At 60.6% G+C, this 22274-nt stretch carries 17 protein-coding genes; 8 read left to right on the top strand and 9 right to left on the bottom strand.

Going from position 1 to position 22274, the window contains the following annotated elements:
• Window positions 1-27: 27 nt before the first annotated feature.
• Window positions 28-1818, bottom strand: coding sequence for an aspartate--tRNA ligase (gene aspS, locus I8E17_RS04455; RefSeq protein WP_069616232.1), 1791 nt, complete (start codon window positions 1816-1818; stop codon window positions 28-30).
• Between the two features lie 556 nt (window positions 1819-2374).
• Between aspS and I8E17_RS04450 the strand changes: the two genes are divergently transcribed.
• The 4 genes from I8E17_RS04450 (at window position 2375) to I8E17_RS04435 (ending at window position 7849) form a co-directional block, all read left to right on the top strand.
• Window positions 2375-3766 (top strand): multicopper oxidase family protein, encoded by a 1392-nt coding sequence (locus I8E17_RS04450; RefSeq protein ID WP_069616231.1) that lies wholly within the window; start codon window positions 2375-2377, stop codon window positions 3764-3766.
• A gap of 170 nt (window positions 3767-3936) precedes the next feature.
• The gene (gene rnd / locus I8E17_RS04445; RefSeq protein ID WP_069616230.1) at window positions 3937-5082 is read left to right on the top strand and encodes a ribonuclease D; all 1146 of its coding nucleotides are present in this window, start codon (window positions 3937-3939) and stop codon (window positions 5080-5082) included.
• A 191-nt stretch (window positions 5083-5273) separates the two neighbouring features.
• Complete coding sequence (locus I8E17_RS04440) at window positions 5274-6326, top strand: adenylate/guanylate cyclase domain-containing protein (RefSeq protein WP_069616229.1); 1053 nt, start codon at window positions 5274-5276, stop codon at window positions 6324-6326.
• A gap of 164 nt (window positions 6327-6490) precedes the next feature.
• Window positions 6491-7849: an esterase-like activity of phytase family protein gene (locus I8E17_RS04435; protein WP_069616329.1), complete on the top strand. Its 1359-nt coding sequence runs from the start codon at window positions 6491-6493 to the stop codon at window positions 7847-7849.
• A 145-nt stretch (window positions 7850-7994) separates the two neighbouring features.
• Here the strand turns inward: I8E17_RS04435 and ppx are convergent, their stop codons facing one another.
• The 4 genes from ppx to I8E17_RS04415 form a co-directional block, all read right to left on the bottom strand.
• Window positions 7995-9515 (bottom strand): exopolyphosphatase, encoded by a 1521-nt coding sequence (ppx, locus tag I8E17_RS04430; RefSeq protein ID WP_069616228.1) that lies wholly within the window; start codon window positions 9513-9515, stop codon window positions 7995-7997.
• Window positions 9516-9526: 11 nt separating this feature from the next.
• Entirely contained in the window at window positions 9527-11728 is a 2202-nt protein-coding gene (locus tag I8E17_RS04425; protein WP_069616227.1) for an RNA degradosome polyphosphate kinase, read from the bottom strand.
• A gap of 75 nt (window positions 11729-11803) precedes the next feature.
• Window positions 11804-12517 (bottom strand): DnaA regulatory inactivator HdaA, encoded by a 714-nt coding sequence (gene hdaA / locus I8E17_RS04420; protein ID WP_069616226.1) that lies wholly within the window; start codon window positions 12515-12517, stop codon window positions 11804-11806.
• Window positions 12518-12519: 2 nt separating this feature from the next.
• Window positions 12520-13650, bottom strand: a complete 1131-nt coding sequence (locus tag I8E17_RS04415; protein WP_069616225.1) for an AI-2E family transporter — start codon at window positions 13648-13650, stop codon at window positions 12520-12522.
• 222 nt (window positions 13651-13872) lie between these two features.
• Between I8E17_RS04415 and purM the strand changes: the two genes are divergently transcribed.
• Both purM and purN read left to right on the top strand, forming a co-directional pair.
• A complete protein-coding gene (gene purM / locus I8E17_RS04410; protein WP_069616224.1) occupies window positions 13873-14946 on the top strand; it encodes a phosphoribosylformylglycinamidine cyclo-ligase in 1074 nt (357 codons plus the stop codon).
• Window positions 14943-15614, top strand: coding sequence for a phosphoribosylglycinamide formyltransferase (gene purN / locus I8E17_RS04405; RefSeq protein ID WP_069616223.1), 672 nt, complete (start codon window positions 14943-14945; stop codon window positions 15612-15614). Before purM ends, purN begins: the two co-directional genes overlap by 4 nt.
• Window positions 15615-15874: 260 nt before the next feature.
• Here purN and I8E17_RS04400 read toward each other — a convergent pair whose 3' ends face one another.
• The 3 genes from I8E17_RS04400 to I8E17_RS04390 all read right to left on the bottom strand — a co-directional run bounded on the left by I8E17_RS04400 (window position 15875) and on the right by I8E17_RS04390 (window position 19905).
• A complete protein-coding gene (locus tag I8E17_RS04400) occupies window positions 15875-17044 on the bottom strand; it encodes an alpha-D-ribose 1-methylphosphonate 5-triphosphate diphosphatase (RefSeq protein WP_069616222.1) in 1170 nt (389 codons plus the stop codon).
• Window positions 17045-17191: 147 nt separating this feature from the next.
• The gene (locus I8E17_RS04395; protein ID WP_069616221.1) at window positions 17192-17785 is read right to left on the bottom strand and encodes an NUDIX domain-containing protein; all 594 of its coding nucleotides are present in this window, start codon (window positions 17783-17785) and stop codon (window positions 17192-17194) included.
• Window positions 17782-19905, bottom strand: coding sequence for a molybdopterin oxidoreductase family protein (locus I8E17_RS04390; RefSeq protein WP_229002078.1), 2124 nt, complete (start codon window positions 19903-19905; stop codon window positions 17782-17784). Before I8E17_RS04390 ends, I8E17_RS04395 begins: the two co-directional genes overlap by 4 nt.
• Window positions 19906-19986: 81 nt before the next feature.
• Here I8E17_RS04390 and I8E17_RS04385 point away from each other — a divergent pair, with 81 nt between their 5' ends.
• A complete protein-coding gene (locus I8E17_RS04385) occupies window positions 19987-20838 on the top strand; it encodes a 23S rRNA (adenine(2030)-N(6))-methyltransferase RlmJ (RefSeq protein ID WP_069616219.1) in 852 nt (283 codons plus the stop codon).
• A 33-nt stretch (window positions 20839-20871) separates the two neighbouring features.
• Window positions 20872-21465 carry a glutathione S-transferase gene (locus tag I8E17_RS04380; protein ID WP_069616218.1) on the top strand — a complete coding sequence of 198 codons (594 nt, stop codon included), beginning with the start codon at window positions 20872-20874 and terminating at the stop codon, window positions 21463-21465.
• 123 nt (window positions 21466-21588) lie between these two features.
• Here the strand turns inward: I8E17_RS04380 and I8E17_RS04375 are convergent, their stop codons facing one another.
• Window positions 21589-22221, bottom strand: coding sequence for an outer membrane protein (locus I8E17_RS04375; RefSeq protein ID WP_069616217.1), 633 nt, complete (start codon window positions 22219-22221; stop codon window positions 21589-21591).
• Window positions 22222-22274 lie beyond the last annotated feature (53 nt).

Raw genomic sequence — 22274 nt, 5'->3', positions numbered from 1 at the left:
TTTGTATTTTGTCAAACCTTGGAGATCTTAGTCCTTCTTGACCGGCGGCACCGGGCGGATCGCCAGTTCGCGCAGCTGCGTCGGCGTTGCGGCCGAAGGAGCGCCCATCAGCAGATCCTGTGCCTGCTGGTTCATCGGGAAGAGCGAGATCTCGCGCAGGTTCTTGGCGCCGACCAGCAGCATGACGATACGGTCGATGCCGAAGGCAGCACCGCCGTGCGGAGGCGCGCCATACTGGAAGGCGCGGTAAAGACCGCCGAAGCGCTCTTCGACATCAGTCTGGCTAAGGCCGACCTTTTCGAAGGCGGCGACCATGGTTTCCGGCGACTGGTTACGGATCGAGCCCGACGCGATTTCGAAGCCGTTGCAGACGGCGTCGTACTGGAACGCCTTGATCGTCAGGGGATCCTGGTTCTGCAGCGCCTCGAGACCGCCCTGCGGCATCGAGAACGGGTTGTGAGCGAAATCGATCTTCTTTTCTTCCTCGCTCCATTCGAAGAACGGGAAGTCGACGATCCAGCACAGCTCGAAGCGATCGCGATCGATCAGGTTCAGTTCGTCGGCGGCACGGTTACGGGCTTCACCGGCAAACTTGTAGAACTTGGCGGGATCGCCGGCGACGAAGAAGCAGGCATCGCCATCATCGAGGCCGAGCTGGGTGCGGATCGCATCCGTGCGCTCTTCGCCGATGTTCTTGGCGAGCGGGCCGGCACCTTCGAGCTTTTCGCCTTCCTTGCGCCAGAAGATGTAGCCGAGGCCCGGCTGGCCCTGGCTCTGTGCCCAGGCGTTCATGCGATCGCAGAAGGCGCGCGAACCGCCGGTCTTGGCCGGGATGGCCCAGACTTCGACTTTGGGGTTGGAGGCGATCATGTTGGCGAAGACCTTGAAGCCGGAGCCGGCAAAATGCTCGGTAACGGCTTCCATGACGATCGGATTGCGCAGGTCCGGCTTGTCGGAGCCATATTTGCGGATGGCGACGTCATAGGGGATGCGCGGCCATTCCTTGGTGACCGGCTTGCCGTCTGCAAACTCTTCGAACACCTGGGTCATCAGCGGACCCATGGTGTTCCAGACGTCTTCCTGCGTTACGAAGCTCATTTCGAGGTCGAGCTGGTAGAATTCACCCGGCAGACGGTCGGCACGCGGGTCTTCATCGCGGAAGCACGGCGCGATCTGGAAGTAGCGGTCGAAACCGGCAACCATCAGCAACTGCTTGTACTGCTGCGGCGCCTGCGGCAGCGCGTAGAAGGTGCCGGGATGAATACGGCTCGGCACCAGGAAGTCGCGTGCGCCTTCCGGCGACGAGGCCGTCAGGATCGGGGTCGTATATTCGGTGAAGCCCACTTCGCCCATGTGGCGACGCATGGACGAGATGATCTGCGTGCGCTTGACGATGTTCTTGTGCAACGTTTCGCGGCGCAGATCGAGGAAGCGATACTTCAGGCGAACGTCTTCCGGATAGTCCGGCTCGCCGAAAACGGGCAGCGGCAGCTCCTTGGCGGCGGAGAGCACTTCGATCTCCTGGGCGTAAAGCTCGATCTCGCCGGTCGGCATGTTCTTGTTGACGGTGTCTTCCGTACGGGCTTTGACCAGGCCGTCGATGCGGATGACCCACTCGCCACGAACGGTTTCGGCGAGCTTGAATGCCGGAGAATCAGGGTCGGCAACGACCTGGGTGATGCCGTAGTGATCGCGCAGGTCGATGAACAGCACGCCGCCGTGATCTCGGACGCGATGAACCCAGCCGGCAATGCGGACGGTCGAACCGACGTCGGACTTGCGCAGGGCGGCGCATGTGTGGCTGCGATAGCGATGCATAGTATATATCCTGGGCTTGGCGGGCGGTGGCGCAAGGACATGCAAACCCCTCGCCCGCCGACGAGAAAATCGGGCGGAAAAGCGCATGGTGCGCCCGATTTGTCAAGGCTCGAACGCATGGCTTTCTCGCCCCCGGCGGGCGAGAAAGCAAAAACTTAGGCTTAGATGAGGGCTCGTCCCTCTTCTAAGTCTTAGTTTTTGCAAGAGAGGGGGTAGGTAGGGATGCACCTAATCTTTGAATTATACGAGCGAGAAGAGGACCCTCGCTCTTGCAATTTCAATGGCTTAGAAATTACGCTGCGCTTTGGAAAACGTCGCAGCTGCGCATTGTTTTCGCGAATTGGCGCAATCGAGCCGGTACGTCGCGGCGCATGCGCCCTCCTGTTTTGGCGATTGCGTCCAGGAAAGCATACGGCTCTATCGAGATCCAGCATGACGATAAACATATCGACAGCCGCAAGTAGCTGCTGCGGCAGTTTGGCTACCTTGATGCCATTGCTGAACATCACGGTCAACTTTAAACAGGCAGCCGTATATCTTCCCTCCGGAGCATGACATGCCGATCCTCACCCGCCGCAATCTTTTGAAAGCTTCAGCAGTTGCCGGTGCTTATGGCGTCGGTATCGGGATCGCCGGGAAATTTGCGGGCAAGGCGGCGGCCGCCGAGCCACTCACGCTGAAGACGGCCAAGATCGAGGCAAACCTTACCGACGGCGGCAAAACCAAGAACGTGCTCACCTATGGGGACGCCGGCATGCCGCCGGTCGTGCGCATGAAGAAGGGGGAGCCCTTCGCCGCGCGACTGATCAACGGCATAGACGATCCGACGACTATCCATTGGCACGGCATTCGTCTGCCCAACAATATGGACGGCGTGCCCTTCCTCACCCAGCCCTACGTCTATACCGGCGATCATTTCGATTACGCCTTTACGCCGCCGGACGCCGGCACCTTCTGGTATCACCCGCATTGCAATACGCTGGAGCAGATGGGCCACGGCATGACCGGCGTCATAGTGGTCGAGAACCCCAAGGATCCCGCCTTCGATTCGGAAGTGGTGCTCAATCTGCGCGATTGGCGGCTCGGCAGCGACGGCCAATTCATCGCGCAATTCAAGCCGCGTGATGCGGCCAAATCCGGCACCTATGGCACGGTGCGGACCGCCAATTGGCAGCAGGAGCCGCAATATGACGCGCCTTCCGGCGGGCTGGTGCGGCTGCGCATTGCCATCACCGACGTCACGCGCATCTATTCCTTCCGCATGGACGGCGCCGAAGCGACTGTGATCGCGATCGACGGCAATCCCGTGCCGCAGCGCTTTCCGCTCGATCTCCTGCAACTCGGTCCCGGACAACGACTGGAATTGGCAGTGCGAATGCCGGACAACGAAGGCGCCGTCGTCAAGCTTGAAGACATCAAAGGGACCAATCCGAAGGTGCTGGCGACGCTACGCGCCGTGGGCGCATCATTGAAGCGCGACATGCGCGATCTGGCGCCGCTCGAAGATAATCCCGTGCAGAAGGCAGACCTCGGTTCCGCCACCCATATTCCGCTGATCCTGAGCTCGACGGCGGAGAACACCGCCGATAACAGCATTTGCGGCTCGCTCGGCTACAGTTTCTGGGCGATCAACAAGGTGCCGTGGCCGGGCGATACGCCCGATCCAACCGCACCGCTTGCCGAACTCAAGCTCGGCAAGAGCTATATCATAGACATGGAAAACGTCACGCCGCACAGCCATCCGATTCACCTGCACGGAATGAGCTTTACCGTCATCTCCTCTTCAACGCGGCAGGTGCAGCCCTTCGTCTCCGATACCTATCTGATCCAGCCGGATGAAAAGGTGCAGCTTGCCTTCGTTGCCGGCAATCCCGGCGACTGGCTGCTGCATTGCCATATCATCGAACACCAGAAGACGGGCATGACGAGTTACGTGCGGGTGGCCTAGCCGATTGCGAGCCTCTTCAATTTCCAGTGGCCTTGGTCAAAGCCATCCCTGTTTCCGGCAATTTCAGCGAAAAGCGAAATGCGGCAAGAGCTTTGTCCGCGAAAGTATTGACATATCCGGCTGAAAGGAGAAGGAAGTTAAGAAAGTATTTTACCATTGAATGTGTTGATATGATCGAAACTACCGCCCAATTGGAGGCGGCCTGCCAAGAGCTGGCCAAGTCGGAATTCATCACCATCGATACGGAATTCCTGCGAGAAACGACCTTCTGGCCGGAGCTGTGTTTGATACAGATGGCAAGCCCCACCACGGAAGTGCTGGTGGACCCGCTGGCCAAGGGGCTGGATCTGGCACCCTTCTTCGAACTGATGGCCAACCCATCGGTTTTGAAGGTGTTTCATGCTGCTCGCCAGGACATCGAAATCATCTTCCATCGCGGCAATCTCATTCCGCATCCGATCTTCGATACCCAAGTTGCGGCGATGGTCTGCGGCTTCGGCGATTCGGTTTCCTACGATCAGCTCGTCAGCCGCATCAAGAATGTCCATATTGACAAATCCTCGCGCTTTACCGACTGGAGCCGGCGCCCGCTCTCGGAAAAGCAGCTCGACTATGCACTCGCCGACGTGACGCATCTGCGCGATGTCTATCTCTCGCTCAAGGAGCAATTGCAGCGCGAAGGGCGCGCCTCCTGGCTGCAGGAGGAGATGGCGATCCTCGAAGCGCGCGAGACCTACGACCTGCATCCGGACGATGCATGGCAGCGGTTGAAGATGCGGCTGCGCAAACCGCAAGAGCTGGCGGTATTGAAATACGTTGCAGCCTGGCGCGAACGCGAAGCGCGTGCCCGTAATGTCCCGCGCGCCCGCGTGCTGAAGGATGACGCGATCTATGAGATCGCCCAGCAGCAGCCGAAAGACACCGAAGCGCTGGCGCGTCTGCGCACCATTCCGAAAGGCTGGGAGCGCTCGGCAGCCGGTACGGCGGTGCTTGAAGCGATCAACGCGGCGCTGGCGCTGCCGAAGGCAGAAATGCCGCATCCGCCGCGCCACCAGCAGGCTCCCGAGGGCACGGCAGCGGCTTCCGAACTGTTGAAGGTCCTTTTGAAGCTGATTGCGGAAAAGCATGGCGTTGCGCCGAAGGTCATCGCCAACAGCGACGATCTCGACAAGATCGCCGCCGAGGGCGAGAAGGCCGATGTCGCCGCGTTAACCGGCTGGCGTCGAGATCTTTTTGGCGAGACTGCCCTGCAGCTGATCCAGGGCCAGGTGGCCCTGCGCTTCGTCGGCAAGCGGATCGAAACCATCGCCCTCTAGCCGCTACATTCTCCTTTCCCGCCGTCTTACGATTGCGTATGTTTCATGTATCGAGATGCCGGCTGCCATCACGATTGCGCCGTAAATCTCGTGAAATGAACGTCTTGTGTAATCGTTCTATTCGATGACGTTCCAGTTTGCCGGCGCAATCCCGCGTCGATAACGGGCGTCGCTTCTCGGCGGAAAAGTGAATGGGCATCTTCCATTCGATGCGCAACTGGATCCTGACATCGCTATTCGTCGCTTCGACGGGCGTCATCTACGGCAAGCTATTCTTTCCACAGGCGCCGATGTACATCGGTGCCGTCTTCGCGCTGTTCTGCGGCATGCCGCTGCTGGCCTTCGAACGCCGCATGATCCTGCCGCGGCTGAACGACTGGATGCATCGGCTGCCGACGCCGGCCTTCATCCTTTCGGCCCTGGTCGTCGATTTCCTGCTGATGAGCGCCGGTTACGCCATGGCCGGCAGTATCATGAAGCTGCTGGGGCTGGTCGTTGGCACCTGGAAAGACCTCACGCTGCTGACGATAGACGTCTATCTCTATGCCGTCGTCGTGACCGCCATCGTCATTTTCATCGGCCGCGTGCGGGAATTGCTCGGGCGCGACGTCTTCTCCAGCCTGTTGACCGGCCGCTACCGCAATCCGGTGCAGGAGGAGCGTGTCTTTCTTTTCATCGATCTCGTCGGCTCGACAGCTTTTGCCGAGGAGCATGGCGACCTGAAAACGCAGGCATTCCTCGGCGCGGTGTTCGGTGCCATGGCCGAGCCGGTGCGACGGCACAAGGGCGCGATCGACGACTATATCGGCGATGCAGCCATCATCACCTGGCCGCTCCAACGGGGCGTCAAGAATGCCAATTGCGTGCGCTGCGTCTTCAATATCCTCGACGATATCGAAAAAAACGCCGGAACATGGCTGAAATCCTATGGCAGGGTACCGCGTTTGCGAGCCGCTCTCCATGGCGGCAGCGTCGTAACGGCCGAAATTGGCGTCGACCACCACAAGATCGCCTATTTCGGCGACACGGTGAACACGACCGCAAGGCTGGAGTCTCTCTGCAAAACGCTGGAGCGTCAGGTGCTGATTTCAAGCGACCTTGCCAGAAGGATGGAGCTTCCCGAAGGGATCATCAAGGAAGAGCTCGGCGAGCATGCCGTTCGCGGCCGCGATCAGCACCTTGGCGTCATCGCCCTTCACACGCAGGACCAGCAGGCGCTGAAGACCATTCGCAATATATCGTAAGGAATACACATCGCTAGCTGCAGCCCGATATTGATGCACGCCAGGGCTTCACAGCCTATGGGTTGTCCACAGTCACCAAATCTTCACCTGAGCGTTAATTCACCGACATGGCTCCCCTGTTAAGCGGGATTGTTTTCACCACTTCTCGCCAACAAGGTGACATGATGACCCGAATGCTTTCCGCTTCCACGGCACTTTTCATTCTGCTTGCCGCCTCGGCGCAGGCAGACGAGCAGCAATTCAAGGCAAAGCTCGTCGGACAGGCGATCCTGCCGGCCAACACCATCATTGCCGCCCCAGCCGATGCGGCAGATTTCTTGAAAACGTCAGGCAAATTCACCACGCCGGATCGCAAGCGCACCGACGCTCTCGGCACAGTGCCGGGCAAGGATGGCGCCCGCGTCACCGACCTGAAGCTGCCCTTCGCCGGCCAGCCGATCCAGGGCTTCTCCGGCATCAAGACCATGCCTGACGGCACCTTCTGGACGCTCTCCGACAACGGTTTCGGCTCGAAGCAGAACTCGTCGGATGCGATGCTTTTCCTGCATCAGCTGAAATTCGACTGGGCCAGCGGCAAGGTCGAAGTCGTCAAGAACCTGTTCCTATCCGACCCGAACAAGAAGGCCCCCTTCCCGATCGTTATGGAAGGCGCCGACAAGCGTTACCTGACGGGCGCCGACTTCGACATCGAATCGATCCAGCCAGTTGCCGACGGCTTCTGGATCGGCGACGAGTTCGGCCCTTACCTGCTGAAGTTCGACACGAACGGCCAACTGACCGACGTCTTCGCAACGACGCTCGACGGCAAGCCGGTCCTGTCTCCTGACAATCCGCTGATCCAGCTGCCCGGCAACCCCACGCAGAAGATGCCGGCCTTCAACCTGAAGCGCTCGGGCGGCTTCGAGGGCCTCGCCATGTCGAAGGACGGCTCCAAGCTCTATGGTCTGCTGGAAGGCGCGATCTACAAGGATGACGGCCAGATGGAGAGCGTCGACGGCAAGACAGCCATCCGTGTCATCGAATTCGACGTTGCGTCGAAGAGCTGGACCGGTCGCAGCTGGCTCTATCCCTTCGCGGACAAGGGTGTATCGATCGGCGATTTCAACATGCTCGACGAGACGACGGCCCTGGTCATCGAACGCGACAACGGCGCCGGCACGAAGAACAAGGCCTGCGCCGATCCCAAGCAGCCGAAGCCGGATTGCTTCGAGGCTCCGGCCGAGCTGAAGCGCGTCTACAAGATCGAGTTCAGCGACGCCAATGTCGGCAAGTCCGTTCGCAAGATCGGCTATATCGATCTGCTGCGCATCGAAGATCCCGATCACAAGCGTCGCCAGGGCGGCGGCGATGGCTTCTACGACATGCCCTTCGTCACCATCGAGAATGTCGACCGCGTCGATGCCACACACATCATCATCGGCAACGACAACAACCTACCCTTCTCGGCGGGCCGCGCCGTCGACAAGGCTGACGACAATGAATTCAGCCTTCTCGAAGTCGGCGATTTCCTGAACGCGAAGTAAAAAACCCCCATCCCCCCAGGAGAAGGTGCCCGAAGGGCGGATGAGGGGGAACGCTTTATGACAGGCAGTTTTTCGAGCCTTAGGCGAAAGCCCCCTCAACCCGCGCCGCGCGCGACCTTCTCCCCGCTGGGGAGAGGGTTGTCTGTCATTCAAAGCAGAAGGCCAGCCGACGGTTGGTGAGCTTGCCGAGCTGCTGCAGGCGTCCGTCCAGTCGCTCGCCGGCAAAATCGTGATATTCGGCGGGGACGACGAATTCGAGATCCAGATCCGGGTTCGTCGAACGGCGAAACGACAGATTGCGCACGATACCGGGCATCGACGCCGAAAAGAGATAGACGACGCGCAGCAGGCCGCCGAGCAGCTTGGCGCGTTCGAGGTAAAGCGGAGTTGCAATCGTCGCCAGCGGCTCGGTCGCCCCGTCGTCGTTCAAGCCCTCGAAGCGATAGTAGTTGGCAAGCGCGATGAAGGCACGGCCGGCATGGGTAATGCCGACAAAAGAAGTATGAGCGATGATATTCAGCGCCTGCAGCCCGCGGTAATCCGGATGGGCGCGCCAGCTGATATCGGCAAGCAGACAGGCTGCCTGGCGATAGCGGCTCTCTTCCTCGGTCTCGGTTATACCGAAAAAGGGCATCATCCGGCCAGTCCAATCGGCAAGCTCGCGGGCATGTTCCGGTGAGCGCGCACGCAGAATGGCAAGTTCGCCTGCTGCGGTCAGCAGCGGGTCGCTGTTGCGCTCGGCCTCGGTCAACAACGAGTAGAGGTAGCCTTCGCGCACGCCCTGCGCGGAAAAGGAGATGACGGACGGCTTCATGGCGGTCAGTACTTCGCGCATGGCGACCGCGCCGAAAGGCAGCAGCGAACGACGATGCTTGGAAACCGCCTGCAACGCCGGATCCTTTGAATCCTTCGATTCGACGATCTGGTCCAGGAAGCGCAGCATCTCATCGAGCGGCACTTCATAGCCCTGCATCATGTGCAGCGGATATTTGCGGATTTCCATGTGCAGCTTGGCTACGCTTCGCCACGTGCCGCCAACTGCGTAGAAAGTGCGGCCCTCGCCCTTGCTCAAGAGCTTCGCGGTCTTAACGTGCTTGCGCGCGAAGCTGCGCGCCTTTTCAATCGAACCGCCGGCATATTCCGACAGGCGCAGGCCGCCGAGCGGCAGCGTGATGCCTTTGCCGATCTCCCGGTCCTTGATGTCGATCAGCTCCAGCGAGCCGCCACCAAGATCTCCGGCAATGCCATCGGGGTGGTAAAAACCGCTGATAATGCCAAGCGCGGAAAAGCGTGCCTCTTCTTCGCCCGAAAGCACCCGCACCTTGCGCTGGAGGATGGCTTCTGCCTGATGGATGAACTGCGGACCGTTGCTGGCCTCACGCGCCGCAGCTGTCGCCAGCACGTAGATGGTGGATGCGCGCGCCTGATCGGAGAGCGCCTTGAAGCGATGCAGTGCGGCCAGTGCCCGCGCTACGCTTTCCTCATCCATCTTTCCCGTCAGAGCTATGCCTTTGCCCAGGCCACATAGCACTTTTTCGTTGAAGAGGATGGTCGGCGACCGCGAATGGCCTTCATAAACGACAAGACGGACCGAATTCGACCCGATATCGACAACGGAGACAGGGGCGATGCCCGGAAGACGCCCCTGGGCTTCTGATTCAACCATGCAGGTCCAATTTATTTGTTGCGGCCCGACAGCAGCCCAGCGATGAGTTTCGGTGCGCTGGATTTCAAGGCTTCACCACGGCCGGACAGGCTGGGATTGGTCATGAAATACTGCTGTGCATTGAATGGCTCTTTTCCCTGACGCACTTCCATGCGCCGTGAAGTCCCGTCCGGCAATATCTCGTAGCTTTGCTGATTGTCAATGATATTGCCCAGCATGATCTGTGAAAGCACCTGTTCATGCACGGTCTTGTTGGTGAGCGGGACGAGGGTTTCGACGCGGCGGTCGAGGTTTCTCGGCATCATGTCGGCCGAGCCGATATAGACTAGCGCCTTGTCCGACGGCAGGCCGTGGCCGTCGCCGAAGCAGAAGATGCGGCTGTGCTCGAGGAAGCGGCCGACGATCGACTTGACGCGGATCCTTTCCGAAAGTCCGGGAATCTGGGGACGCAGGCAGCAAATGCCGCGCACGACAAGCTCGATATCGACGCCGGCGTTGCTGGCGCGATAAAGTGCGTCGATGATTTCGGGATCGACGAGCGAATTCATCTTCATCCAGATCGCCGCCGGACGGCCGTTCTTGGCATGTTCGATCTCGCCTTCGATATGCTGGAGGATGCGCGGACGCAGCGTATAGGGCGAAACGGCGATCTTCATGCCCTGTTCCGGCTCACCATAACCGGTGATGAAGTTGAAGATGTTCGCCATGTCGTGAGCGATCGTCGGATCGCAGGTGAAGTAGGAAAGATCGGTGTAAATCTTGGCGGTAACCGGATGATAGTTGCCCGTGCCGAGATGGCAGTAGGTGCGGAGCTTGCCGTCTTCGCGGCGCACAACCATGGACATCTTCGAATGGGTCTTGAGCTCGATGAAGCCGAAGACGACCTGCACGCCGGCGCGCTCCAGATCGCGTGCCCAGCGGATGTTGGCTTCTTCGTCGAACCGGGCCTTCAGTTCCACCAGCGCGGTAACAGATTTACCGAGATCGGCTGCATCGATCAGCGCGCGGACGATCGGGCTGTCGTTGGAGGTGCGGTAAAGCGTCTGCTTTATCGCCAGAACGTCAGGATCCCTAGCAGCCTGGAGAAGGAATTGGACCACCACGTCGAAGGATTCATAGGGGTGGTGGACGACCATGTCCTTTTCACGGATCGCGGCGAAGCAATCGCCGGCATGTTCCCGGACGCGCTCAGGAAATCGGGCGTTGTAGGGCTCGAAGCGCAGATCGTCGCGCGGCGCCTTGCAAATTTCGGAAAGCGTGTTGAGCGCGAGAAGGCCGGGCAGAACCGCAATGCGGTTTCCCGGAACGTTCAGCGACTCCACCACGAATTGACGAAGCTCGAGCGGCATTTCAGAGTCCGTCTCGATGCGGATCACCGAGCCGCGACGGCGGCGCTTCAGCGCGGTTTCGAAGAAGCGCACCAGATCTTCGGCCTCTTCCTCGACTTCGATATCGCTGTCTCGGATGATGCGGAACGTACCGGAACCCTGCACCTCATAGCCGGGATAGAGCCGGTGGATGAAGATGTTCACCACATCCTCGAGCGTGATGTAGCGAATGACGTTGCTGGCGTCAGGCAGGCGGACGAAACGATCGAGCGCCGGCGGCAGGCGCAGCAGCGCCGTCATCGGCTCGCGGCCATTCATGCTCTTCAGCTGCAGCGCGATCGAGAAGCCGAGGTTCGGAATGAACGGGAACGGATGGGCCGGGTCGATGGAAAGCGGCGTCAGGACCGGGAAGATCGCCTGTTCGAACTCGGTATGGAGCCACTGGCGATCGGCATCGGAAAGGGCAGCTGGGCGGACGATCAGAATATCTTCCTTGGCGAGATATTGCTGCAGGACGGCGAGCGAAGCCTGCTGCTCCATCTGAAGATTGTCGATCTCGCGCAGGATATCATCGAGCTGTTCCGCCGGCGTCTTGCCATCTGGGGTACGCACCAGGATCTTCTGGCGCACCTGGCCTTCAAGGCCGGCGACGCGCACCATGAAAAATTCATCGAGGTTGGCGGCGGAGATGGAGAGGAAGCGGACGCGCTCCAGCAGCGGATGGGCGGTGTTCAGCGTCTCCTCAAGGACACGGCGGTTGAACTGCAGCCAGGAGAATTCGCGGTTGATGAAGCGCTCGGGGCTGGTCAGCAATTCGCTGACCGCAGGTGCGGCCTCTGGATTTTCCTGGTTGGCGTCCTGATGTTCCGTGAGTGCCGAGTCCATGTTCCACCTACCCTCTTTCCAATCCTGTGCCACGTATATCAGTTTGACGACGGAACTGTGACAGTCGATGTCAGCTCAATCCGGCTGACCGGAGCCACCCAGTTCGTTCAAGACCTCGGCTGCCAACAGGCGCGTGATCCTTGTTCCTCGCGCCAATGCCAGCCGGTCCAGCCTGTCGACGATCAGCTGCGCCGCGTTCAGGGAACGCTCCATGCGATTGACGATATAGAGGACGAGTTTGTCATCGATATAAAGCTGGCGGTCGGCAAAGAGCTTGACGATTACCTGCGACAGCAATTCCTCGTCCGGCTCGCCGATCTCGACCACCGTCGCGGCCTTCAGGCGCGAGCGCAGGTCGGGCAGCGTCACCGGCCAGGACATCGGCCAGAGCCGGCTCGTCATCAGAAGACTGGTGCCGTTTTCGCGCACGCTGTTGATGACATGAAAGAGTTCCGTGTCGTCAAAGCCGAGGCGATCCACATCCTCGAAAATGACGGGGCCGTTCACCGCTGCAACTGCGGCATCGGAGCCGGCAACGGGATGAATGTGGACGGCGCCGCACCGTTCGGCCCAGATGCTGGCAAGATGCGATTTGCCCGACCCGACAGGACCGGCCAGGATCACCACCGGCGACGGCCAGTGCGGCCAGGAATCGACGATCTTCACCGCCGCGCTCAAGGGATCGGCGACGAGCAGATCGTCGCGCCCATTTGCGGGATCATGCGTAAAGGCCAAGGGCAGCTGCTCGGCGGCCTTCCGCCTTAGATCAGCGTTCTTTGCGTCGGTCATGTCTAGCTATTCTCGGTCTTGCCGGCCTTGGCTCTGCGCGCCTTGCCCGCTTCCGAGCGTCCATAATAGAGATCGCTCTGAAGGTAGCGCGAAAGGGCGAAGCGGACAAGAACACCGCAGGCGGCGGCGGCGGGAACGGCTATCAGCAGCCCGACGAAGCCGAAGAGCGCGCCAAAGGCAAAAAGGGCGAACATCAGCCAGACCGGATGGAGGCCCACGCTTTCGCCGACGAGCTTCGGCTGCAGCACGTTGCCTTCCAGAAACTGGCCGGTGAAGAAGACGACGAGCGTCAGGCCGACCCAGAGATAATCCGGCCAGAACTGAACCAGCGCGACGCCGACGGCCAGAACGAGGCCGACCATCGAGCCGACATAGGGAATGAAGCTGATCATGCCGGCGAAGAGGCCGATCAGCAGGCCGAAATTCAGGCCGACCAGCGAGAGACCGACGCCGTAATAGACGCCGAGAATGATGCAGAGCGAGCCCTGGCCTCGAATGAAGCCGGCGATCGCCTGATCGATCTCGCGAGCGATCTGGCGAACGGTGGCGACATGATCGCGCGGGATCCAGTCGTCCACCTTGGCGACCATCCGATCCCAGTCGAGCAGCATATAGAAGGCGACGACGGGTGTGACGACCATCAGCGAGAGGATGTTGACCAGCGCCTTGCCGGAGCTCCAGAGCTGCGCGAACAGACCGCCGACGAAGCTCAAACCTTCGGACATGATGCTGGAGAAATTGTCCTTGATCGCGCCGAGCTGGTTGCGGATCCAATCCGGCAGCACCATCGTCTGCGCCTTAGCGATCAGCTGCTGGATCTGCTGCACATAGGTCGGAATGTGCTGGATGAAATCGTTGAACTGATTGACGATGATCGGGATGAAGATCGTCAGCGCCAGCGCGAAGATCAGTATGAAGGAAACGAGGATCACCACCGTCGCCATCAGGCGGCTGAGGCCGATCCGCTCGAGCCGGTCGGCGACCGGATCGAGGAAATACGCTACCGCCATGCCAGCGATAAACGGCAGCAGGATCGTGCTGAAGATATAGATAAAGGCGATGAAGACGACGAGCACGATCACCCAGAAGGTGACTTGGCGCTTGAGGCTCGCCCCACTGACCTTTTGCTCCATCGTCTTCCCCGTTGTTTCACGCCCGTTTGCCGTGTGCTTAGGACATAGGATGATGCCGCAATTATGGTCAAGCCTGCGGCCGGAAATCTGCCTTGAGCAATGGGAAGCGGGGAAAATCGAAGGGTTTGCGGCGCTTGCGCCTTGCATAAAGGCCCCTATCATGCAATGGCGAGCCGATCAAAGCCCTGTCACAATGGACGGGCGGCCATCGGAGGCGGAAGCATGAGCCAGTCTGGAAAAAACGGTCTGACCTATAGCGACGCGGGCGTCGATATCGATGCCGGCAACCTGCTGGTCGAAAAGATCAAGCCTGCCGTCCGTTCGACACGCCGGCCGGGTGCCGATGGCGAGATCGGCGGCTTTGGCGGCCTGTTCGACCTCAAGGCTGCGGGTTTTACCGATCCGGTGCTGGTCGCCGCCAATGACGGCGTCGGAACCAAGCTGAAAATCGCGATCGACGCCAACTATCATGATACCGTCGGCATCGACCTCGTCGCCATGTGCGTGAACGATCTGGTCGTCCAGGGCGCCGAGCCGCTGTTCTTCCTTGATTACTTCGCCACCGGCAAGCTCGACCCAGACCAGGGTGCGGCGATCGTCGGCGGCATCGCGGCCGGCTGCCGTGACGCAGGCTGTGCGCTGATCGGCGGCGAGACGGCGGAAATGCCGGGCATGTATTCCCACGGTGATTACGATCTGGCGGGCTTTGCCGTCGGTGCCGCCGAACGCGGCCAGCTGCTGCCCTCGGGCGATATTGCCGAAGGCGACATCATTCTCGGCCTCGCTTCGTCAGGGGTTCATTCCAACGGCTTCTCCCTGGTACGCAAGATCGTCGAACTTTCCGGCCTTGGCTGGGATGCACCGGCTCCCTTCGCCGAAGGCAAGGCGTTGGGCGAAGCGCTGCTGACACCGACGCGCATCTATGTGAAGCCGCTGCTGAAAGCCATCCGCGAAACCCATGCCCTGAAGGCACTCGCACACATCACCGGCGGCGGCTTTCCAGAGAATATTCCGCGCGTACTGCCGAAGCATCTTGCCGCTGAAATCGATCTTGCCGCCGTCAAGGTTCCGCCGGTCTTCTCCTGGCTTGCCAAGATGGGCGGCGTCGACGCAAAGGAAATGCTGCGCACCTTCAACTGCGGCATCGGCATGATCGTGGTCGTCGCTCAAGAAAATGTCGATGCCGTGAAGGCGGTGCTTGAGGCGGAAGGCGAAGCCGTCGTTACGCTTGGCCGCATGGTCGCTCGCGAAGAAGGCTCTCCCGGCACCGTCTATAAGGGCACGCTCGCTCTATGACCACGCCGCGCAAACGCGTCGTCGTCTTCATCTCCGGCGGCGGCTCCAACATGCTGGCTCTTCTGAAGGCCGCGAAGGCAGCGGACTACCCGGCCGAGATCGTCGGTGTCATCTCCGACAAGGCGGATGCCGGCGGGCTGGCAAAGGCTGCGGCGGAAGGCATTGCGACCTTCGCTTTCGTCCGTAAAGAATTTGTCAGCAAGGAAGCCCATGAAGAGGCAATCCTTGCACAGCTTGAAGCCCTCTCGCCCGACATCATCTGCCTTGCCGGCTATATGCGGCTGCTCTCCGGCCGCTTCATCCAGGCCTACAAAGGCCGGATCATCAACATTCATCCCTCCCTGCTGCCGCTTTTCCCCGGCCTGCATACGCATCAGCGCACCATCGACGCCGGCATGCGCATTGCCGGCTGCACCGTACATTTCGTCACCGAAGGCATGGATGAGGGGCCAGTCGTCGGCCAGGCCGCCGTGCCTGTCCTGACCAACGATACCGCCGATAGCCTTGCCGCCCGCGTGCTCACGGTCGAGCATCAGCTCTATCCGCAATCGCTGCGGCTGCTGGCGGAAGGCAAGGTCAGGATGGAAGATGGCAAGGCCGTTAGCCTCGGCAAAACACCTGCTGTCGATGGACGGCAGATTTTGTCACTGCTTGGAGACGCAGAGTAATTACGCAACTCTGGCGTCGAACAACCCCTCATTCGCCCTTCGGGCACCTTCTCCCCAAGGGGAGAAGGAGGAAGTGCTTCGGATGCTGCCTTTTCAATAACGAAGCTAATCCGTCCGGGACTGTGTAACTCCATTGGAAGGTGGAAACGTCACCCTCTCAGCGAGATACTTTTGTCGAGCTGGTGCGTCTAGCAAAAACCCCTTCTCCCCTCGGGGAGAAGGTGCCCAAAGGGCGGATGAGGGGGATGCCAGATGCCTCCTCACGCCGCCATTGCCATCAGCGGATGCAGCGTGCCGTCGCTATAGACGATGCGGCCGCCGCGGAATGTGGCGCGGATGCGGTGAACCGAACCGGGCTCGACGGCGACCAGATCGGCAAGCTGGCCGACGGCAATTTCGCCGCGATCCGTCAGACCGGCCGAACGGGCAGCGTTGGCGGTTGCCGTCGCAACGGCCGCCGGCAGACCGCCAGTAACAACATCGGCGATCTTGAAGATCGCCGGTACGAAGGCAGCTGGATGATAATCGGCCGCGATGATGCCGAGCAGGCCGGAGCGAGCCGCGTCCAATGCGCTGAGATTGCCGGACATGGATTGGCCGCGCAGCGCGTTCGGTGCGCCCATCAGCGTCCAGAGACCGCGGCGGCAGGCTTCCTCCGCCGCCGGTCCCGTCACCGGAAATTCGCTGATCGTCACGCCGAGATCGTGCATCGCCGCCACCTTCTCGGCACTGTCGTCATCGTGCGAGGCCAGCGACAGCTTGTGCTTCAGCGCAAGCTCGACCACCTCATGGAGCTTGCGCTCGATCTCCGGGTCCTGGCGCTGCGCGATGCGCTGTGCGACCACTTCCTCGGCGGCTTCCCGCGACATGGAGCGGCGCTCCGACATGCTGCGGATGTAGCTTTCGATGTCGTTGTACTGCCCCTGCCCCGGTGTGTGGTCGGTGAGCGAAACCATATCGACGGAGCCCTCTTCCAGAAGCCGCTCCAGGGTCGGCGCCGCGCCGAGATTGGTGATCTCGTAGCGTGCGTGGACACGGTGGTCGATCAGGAGCTCCTCGCGCAGGCTGCCGATGCCGCGAATGACAGCCGAAGTGGTTTCGAGCGAACGGACGTGGCCATAGACGCTTTCGGTCGCGAAAGAGAGTGCTGCAAAGGCGGTGGTGACGCCGGCCGCCGCCAGCTTCTTATCCAGCTCATGAATGCCGAAATCGATCGGCATCATCGCATTCGGCCGCGGCGCGATCTCGCGCTCCACCATGTCGCAGTGCAGGTCGACGAAGCCTGGCATCAGCAAACGGCCGCCGCCATCAAACGTCGGCTGCTCCACCGGCTCCGAGCGGATTTCGGCAATCACGCCGTCTTCGATGCGCACGGCGCCCTTTTCGACGACCTCATTGGGAAGAACGAGCGTGAAATTGCTGAGCCACATCGGCTTTCTCCTGAAACAGCGTCCATGATCGAAGGAGGCTCGGAAACATTCGAATGTTTCCGGCCAGCACGCCCCGGTAAGCTCGATTCGTGACATTGTGATGAATGTCGAGCAGAGTTTTTACAAAGCTCCCGCTCACCCAGTGGTCTATTTCAAGGTGGCGACGTTCAAAGTCGCCCATTGCAGCAGCATGATCGTCTTGGCGTCATAGATCTCGCCCTTCTCGATCATCGCCATAGCATCGGACAGGCGAACTTCCAGCACCTCGATATCCTCATGCTCCTCCGCAAGGCCGCCACCATCGGCTACACGGTCGGAGGTATCGATCACGGCCGCGAAGAAATGGATAATCTCCGTCGAAGAGCCAGGCGACGTCATCGATTTGAAGAGGAAGCGGACGTCGCGCACGCGAATGCCGGTCTCTTCCATGGCTTCGCGGCGGATCGCGGCCTCCGGATCGTCACCATCGAGCAGGCCGGCAGGCACCTCGATCATCCGGTCGGGAAGACCGACAAGATGAGACGGGAGACGGTATTGCCGGACGAGTATCACCGTTTCGCGCCTGGGATCGTAAAGCAGGATGCAGGCCGCCGGCGTGCGATGATAGACCTCGCGCTTCAGCCGATGCTTTTCGCCCTGCGAATCCGTGTAGTCGACCTCAAATGTACTCAGCCGCGTCCATTGATCCGCCAGCGTGCTTTCGCTGACGATTTCGGCTTTCGCCTTTTCGAATTTACTCATGCCACGTCCTTGCGAAGCCAGACCTTGTTATCGTGGACAGCCGCACCGCCATAGGGCGCGACGGGATCCGCGCCGGTGAGCACATTGATGCCCTCACCATCGACGTGAGCCTTGTTCGGCCAGAGGCCCTCAGCGATCAGCACGCCCGGCTTCACTTCCGCTGTCACGCGGGCGTGGAGGCGAATATCGCCGCGTGTATTGCCGATGCGAACCAGCTCGCCATGAACGATCTCAAGCCGCTCGGCATCGGCCGGGTTGACCATCACTTCGGGGCGGCCTTCCTTCTGCCGCGACGTCTTCGTCTCCGCGAAACTCGAATTCAGGAAGTTGCGCGAGGGCGAGGTCGCGAGCCGGAACGGATGCTCGGGATCGGCCACCTCGATGACATCGACCTGATCCGGAAACTCCGGCAGCTCGACATGCGGCCCGAGCAATCCCACCGACGCTGGCGGGCGGTTCGGCGCCGGTTGATTGACCCAGTCCGGGCGGAAGCGGAATTTTCCGTCGGGATGGGCGAAGCCCTTGATGAAATGGGCCTCCTCGAAATCCGGCTGGCGATCGAACCATTTGTGTTCGAGGAAATAATCGTAGTCCGGCAGGCCGCTTCTGGACAGAACCCGGTCGATCATTTCGCGAGCGGAGAAGCCGAAGCCGGGGCGATCCGCAACGCCGAGACGCTTCGCCAGCTCCTCGATCACGAAGAGATTGCTGCGTACGGTCGGCGGCGGCTCGACGAGCTTCGGGCCGAGCAGAATGTGGTTCTGACCGCCGGCGCGATAGATGTCGTCATGCTCGACAAACATGGTGGCGGGGATGACGATATCGGCCGTGTCAGCCGTATCGGTCATGAACTGCTCGTGCACGGCGACGAATAGGTCGGAGCGGGCGAAGCCGCGCTTCACCAGCCGCTGTTCCGGCGCGATATTCACCGGATTGGTGTTCTGGATCAGCATGGCGGTTACCGGACCGCGATGACGCAGCGCCACGGCATCACCGATCAAGGCGCGGCCGATCTGCGACTGGTCGATCATGCGGATATCCATATCCTTCATGGCGCGGCCGGTCAGTTCGCTCGCATCCATGCGGAAGATATCACTGTTCGAATGGAAGGCGCCGCCGCCCTCATATTGCCAGGAGCCGAGCACCGTCGCGATCGACGCTGCCGCGTGCATGGCGATCGCGCCATTGCGCTGGCGGGTAAAGCCGTAGCCGAGCCGGAAATAGGTCTTCTTCGTCGTCCCCACCAGCTTGGCGAAGGCTTCGATCTCATCGACCGAGAGGCCAGTGATGCCGGCAGCCCATGCCGGGGTCTTCGATTTCAGGTGCTCTTCGAGACCGGCGGGATCGTCAGCATATTTGGCCATGTAGTCGCGGTCGGCATAGCCGTCGCGGAAGGCGACGTGCATGACGGCGCAGGCAAGGGCCGCATCCGTGCCCGGCTTGACGATCAAGGCCATGTCGGCCTGCTTCATCGTCGGGTTGTCGTAGATATCGACGACGATGATCTTGGCGCCGCGTTCCTTGCGGGATTTCACCGCATGGGTCATGACGTTGACCTGGGTGGCAACCGCATTGGTGCCCCAGATGACGACGCAATCCGTGCGGCCCATCTCGCGCGGATCGGGACCGCGCAGCACGCCCGTCGCCATGGTGAAGCCGGTCCAGGCCGGATTGGTGCAGATCGACGAGAAGAAACCGGAATAGCGCTTGGCATGGCGCAGCCGCTCGATGGAATCGCGCTGCACCCAGCCCATCGTTCCCGCATAGAAATAGGGCCAGATCGCCTCGCTGCCATCCTTGGCTTCGGCCTTGATGAAGGCTTCGGCGATTTCGTCCAGCGCATCGTCCCAGGAGAGCTCCTGCCAGCGCCCCTCGCCCTTGGCGCCGGCACGCCGGAGCGGTTTCATCAGACGATCGGGGTGATAGAGCCGCTCGGCATATCGGGCGACCTTGGCGCAGATGACGCCGGAGGTATAGGAATGATCGTTGGCCCCGCGAACCCGGCCGATCCTGCCGTCTTCGGTCAGATCGACCTCCAGCGCGCAGGTGGAGGGACAGTCATGCGGACAGGCCGTATGGCCGATGCGCGATTTGGCTTGGATAGGGGTCGCAATGTTCATGATGTTTGTATATTTCAAGCGGAGACCGGCCACTAGAGACAATCCGGCCCATCTCAACAATTCATGCGGACTTCACCGGCAATGAACTATCGGCACATCTACCACGCGGGCAATTTCGCCGATGTCTTGAAACATGCGATCCTTGCCCGCCTCGTCCGCTACATGCAGAACAAGGACAAGGCGTTTCGCGTTCTCGACACGCATGCAGGCATTGGGCTTTATGATCTCTCCTCCGAGGAAGCCCAGAAGACGGGCGAATGGCGAGACGGTATCGGCAGGGTGCTGGGGGCGGAATTGGTGCCGCAAGTGGCGGACCTGCTGGATCCCTATCTTGCCACCATCCGCGAGCTGAACGCCGAGGGCGGCGTCAGGCTCTATCCCGGCTCGCCGAAGCTTGCCCGCATGCTGTTTCGCCCGCAGGACCGGCTTTCGGCGATGGAACTGCATCCGGATGATTTCCAGCGGCTGCACCGCCTCTTCGAGGGCGATCACCATGCCCGCGTTACCGAGCTCGACGGCTGGCTGGCGCTTGGCGCGCATCTGCCGCCGAAGGAGAAACGCGGCATCGTGCTCGTCGATCCGCCTTTCGAGGAGGAAGGCGAATATGAACGGTTGATCGACGGGCTGGCGAAGGCCTGGCGCCGCTTTCCCGGCGGCACCTATTGCCTCTGGTATCCGATCAAGAAGGATGCGCCGATCAAGGCATTTCACGAGGCGCTGCAGGCGCTCGAAATTCCGAAGATGCTCTGCGCCGAGTTGATCGTCAAAAGCGATCGCGGCTTCACCGGGCTTACCGGCTCGGGCCTCATCATCGTCAACCCGCCCTTCACGCTGAAGGACGAGTTGCATGCGCTGCTGCCGGCCCTGAAGGATATTCTGGCGCAGGACCGCTTCGCCTCGCAGCGGGCCTTTTGGCTGCGTGGCGAACATTGAGACTATTCACATCCATATCCCGCAGGTGATTCCATGAGACTTCTTTGCTCGTCCACCTCCCCCTTTTCCAGCAAGGTGCGCATGGCGGCACGCCATCTCGGCATCAAGCTTGAGGAAATCCATGTCGATACGAATGCCGGTCCGACGCTGCTGATCGACAACAACCCGCTCGGCAAGATCCCGACATTGCTGACCGGCGACGGCGAGGCGATTTTCGACAGCCGCGCAATCATGCATTATTTCGATCGTCGCGAGGGCGGGCTTTACCCTTCGAAGAAGAGCAAGCGGACCGAAATCGAAGTTCTGGAAGCGCTCTGCGACGGCACCAACGAATGCCTGCTGTCGATCGTCTACGAGCGCCGACTTCGCGAACCCGAGAAGCAGCATCAGCCCTGGATCGACCGGCAGTGGACAAAAGTCAGCCGCGCCCTCACCCATCTCGACGCCGAGCCGCCGAAGATCGGCAAGAAGCTGCATGCGGGTCATTTCGCGCTTGCCTCCCTTGTCGGCTATCTGCAGCTCCGCTTCGAAGGGCAGTGGGAAGCTGACCATGGGGGATTGATAGACTGGGCGCGCAAGTTCGAGAAGCATTTCCCCGATTTTCCGGCGATGAAGCCGCAGGTCTGATTTCGCAGTACCGACAGCGACTCGCGGCGCAAGCCATGCCTTCGCCCGATTTTGGCAACGCAGATAAACAAAAAAGCCAGGGCGCAAACCCCGGCTTTTCCTTCATTCCATGTCGTCAAGCGATTAGAACTTGACGCCGATACCGACCTTGACGCTCTGTTCGTCGTAGCCGCGAGAGAACCGACCGGAGTCGAGGTCGAAGTTCTTCTTGCCGTAGTCCGTGTAACGGTACTCGAGACGAGCCGTGATATTGTTGGTGATGAAGGTTTCAGCACCTGCACCGACCGTGTAACCAACAGCCGTCTTGCTGTCAGACGACGTGTCGTCGGAGAGCTTGTTCTGGCCGAGTGCCAGACCGGCCGTGCCGTACAGCATGAACGGGTTGAAGTCGTAACCGAGACGACCGCGAACCGAGCCGTTGACACCGTTCTTGGCGGTCAGGCCGTTGCGGGTGCTGTCGGCGCCGGAGTAGCCGAGGTCAGCTTCGATACCATATACGATCTGGCCCTGCTGCCAGTTGTAGCCGGTGAAGGCCTGGCCGCCCCAGGCGTAAGCGTCGCCGTTGCGGTTGAAGTGACCGGCGTTCCAGTCGCCAGCGCCACCGATGTAGAAGCCGGACCAGTTGTTGACGGCCGGAGCTGCTTCCTGAGCGACGGGCGGCTGCGGAATCTGCTCAACAGCGTCAGCGGCATGAGCTGCGGTGTAGCCGCCAAGAGCGAAAGCGGAGACCATGAGGGTCTTGATAAGAGTACGCATACTTTTCTCCTTTCAGGCCCGTGTGCCCCGCTTACTGTCCTTGACTTCGAAGC

The organism is Rhizobium sp. AB2/73 (genome assembly GCF_020871915.1).
Classification (GTDB): domain Bacteria; phylum Pseudomonadota; class Alphaproteobacteria; order Rhizobiales; family Rhizobiaceae; genus Rhizobium; species Rhizobium dioscoreae.
The sequence above is the reverse complement of the archived record's forward strand: the minus strand, read 5'-3'. Positions and strand labels throughout refer to the sequence as shown.